Annotated in this window: 1 protein-coding gene and 1 pseudogene; one reads left to right on the forward strand and one right to left on the reverse strand. The window is 68.2% G+C overall.

The genetic code is table 11. The annotated features are described in order from the left end of the window. Positions 1–397: pseudogene (locus AB4Y86_RS15980) on the forward strand (alkene reductase); the annotation flags it as partial. Between the two features lie 165 nt (positions 398–562). Here the strand turns inward: AB4Y86_RS15980 and AB4Y86_RS15985 are convergent. Then, a partial coding sequence (locus AB4Y86_RS15985) for an AAA domain-containing protein (protein ID WP_441403168.1) occupies positions 563–2,839 on the reverse strand: 2,277 nt, incomplete at its 5' end.

Below are 2,839 nucleotides of genomic sequence, written 5' to 3' on the forward strand. Positions count from 1 at the left end.
GCACAACGTCCAGGGGGCCCTGGAGCTGGACGCCGCCGACGTCCTCGAAACGTACGGTTACCTGGTGGACGCCCTGGCGCCGCTCAAGCTGGCCTACCTCAGCGTCCTTCACAAGGAGCCGACGAGCGAACTGGTTCAGGACCTTCGCACGCGCTTCGCTGGCACCTTCCTCGTGAACACCGGGTTCGGCGTCATCACCACCGCCGAGGAAGCCAAGTCGCTGGTCTCGGACGGCCACACTGACGCCGTCGTCGTGGGGCGCCCCGCCATCGCTAACCCGGATCTGGTGCGACGCTGGCGCGAAGGGCTGCCCGTCAACGAGCCAGACCAGGCTACCTTTTACACCGACGGCGCCGAGGGTTACACCGACTACCCGGCCTACCAGAGCTCAAACTAGGACCGCAGGCCAGGCGACAGCCTGGGGACATGCCCAGCGTGGGCCTCGAACAGTGGACAGGATGCCATTCTGTCCACTGTTCGGCTTTAAGAATGGGCATGTCCTCCCGGGCAGCCCGTCGACGGGGTGCATGTCCATTGCACGGTTCAAAGAATGGGCATGTCCCTAGGGGCCGGCGGGAATTGAGCGCTGGCAGAGGCCGATGAAGCCGCCCAGCTGTTCCAGGCCTTCCGGATGGGTCGGCATGAAGTTCGTCAGCTCCGGGGAACGGACGACGACGGCGCGCCACTGCCCTCGCGATACTGCCACGTTGATCCGGTTGCGGGACAGCAGGAACTCCATGCCCCGGGGCGCCTCGGCCACGGCCGAACACGCCATCGAGACGATCACCACCGCTGCCTCCTGGCCCTGAAACTTATCCACGGTTCCGACCCGCACGCCGGACAGGTCCGCCCGGTCCAGGGCATCGCGAACGAGGTTCACCTGGGCGTTATAGGCGGCCACCACCAGGATGTCCCCAACTTCGAGCGGCCGCGTCTCCTCCGGGGTGTGCCACGGAAGCCCCAGGTGCCGCCGCACCTGCCGTACGACCTCGGCGGCCTCCTCAGGTGACGACGTCGTATTGCCGCTGTGGCGCACCATTACCGTCTCGATCCCGGCGGGAACTCCGTCCAGGCGGCGAAGATCTGCGGAAGGGGCGGATCGCAGCCTGCCCTCGTAGGACAACGCCGAGACCGCCCGACACAGGTCGGAGTTCATCCGCCATGAGTCGGCCAGAAAATAGCCCAGTTCCGGCGGGAGCGTCGCGTGGCCGGCCGAAATCCAGCCCAGCGCCGACTCATCGACCGGTTCGGGGTGCCTGCCTTGGCTGACCTGCGGCAACTGCTGCGGGTCGCCGAGCAGGAGCAGCCGGCTGCTGGCCTGCGCCACCGCCAGCGTGTTGGCCAGCGAGAACTGCCCGGCCTCGTCGATCACCAGCAGATCGAGTGAGCCGGGCGGAACGGTGGCGCCGGTCATGGTCCACGCCGTGCCGCCGACCAATGCCCCACCGGGGGACCCCAGCAATTCCGCAACATCCTTGGCGGTGCGAGACTGCCACGGCAAAGGATTGTCGTGCTTCACATCCTTGGCCACCAGGGCGGGGCCAACTCCGGCCTTCGTGACAGCAGTCTTCAGCAGGTTCTCCACCACGGCGTGCGACTGGCCGACGACCCCGACCTTCCAGCCGCGGGCAACGAGACGGGCAATGACATGGGAGCCCACGTGGGTCTTGCCGGTTCCGGGAGGACCTTGTACGGCCAGGTAGGAGTGGTCGAGACGCAGGACCGCGGCGGTGATGGCGTCAACGAAACGGTCCGGTCCGTCGCCGGGCTGCGGCAGCGGGGCACGTCCGGCCAGCCTCGGCGGCAGTCGCCGGACCAGGTCCAGTGCAGGGTGGTGCGGGATGGCGCCGGACATCAGCGCCACCGCGACCTTGGCGGCAAGAATCTCCAGCGCCTGCTCGAGGCTCTTGGTGGCGAGCGGCTGGTCCTCGGTCAGGGCGATGGGCAAGTCGTTGTGGGGCGGGATATTCCGGTGCAGGCGGTCCCGGATGATGACGGTGTCTTTGCCGTCTTCGTGTCCCAGTTCCAGGACCTCCGTGCCGAACCAGCCGCTCCGGCCGGTCCCGTCCTTGCCGGTGCCTTCCAGCCCGGCGGGAAGCGGCAGATCGTACATGCGGAACCAGTTGCTGCCCTCGCGCAGGTCCGAGCCCGGGCTCACCGTGCCGGTTAGCTTGACCCGCCGCTCAGGAAGCTTCCTGCCTGCCTGCTGCCAGTCGCCGAGGATCTCCGCGGACTCGACGAGGAACACGTTCCGGTCGCGCTCGTGGGTGTCCGGACCCTGCTCGCACCGGTCGAAGTGCGCCCACCAGAACGACTTGCGCTCGCGGCGGTGGTAGCTGACGGCGGCCGCCAGCATGGCGACGGCCTTCCGGTCGTCGGCGGGCAACCCGCTGCCGGGTTCGGTATACGCCATCAGCGCCGCCTCGGCCGGTCCAAGTGCCGCCCCGCCGGCCGGGGAGCCGCCGTCGTCCGGTGACCCGCCGGCATCGGCCGCCGAAGCGGGTCCCCCGTCGCGAGGCTCGATCCCGCGTTCCTTGGCCCGCAGAAGCAGCCAGTCCCGCAGTTCCAGCGTCGAGAGGCAGTCGTACTCGTTGTAGTCGGAGATGTCGGCGAGGATCGCGGCGGCGTCCTCGGCCCGGCCTGCGTCGCGCGCCTCGCAGTAGTGCGCGTAGGCCACCACCGAGGCACCGGCGTCTTTCACCTCGCCGGAACGCAGATTGGTGCCCATGTAGAGCGGCTCGAGCTTCTTGATGCTGTAGGAGTTCTCCGAGATGCGGATGCTGTTCCGGACCGTCTGGTAGAGGTCCACCAGCAGCCCGTCGCGGAGCCACTCATCCAC

The organism is Arthrobacter sp. 2YAF22_2 (genome assembly GCF_052114645.1).
Classification (GTDB): Bacteria; Actinomycetota; Actinomycetes; order Actinomycetales; family Micrococcaceae; genus Arthrobacter.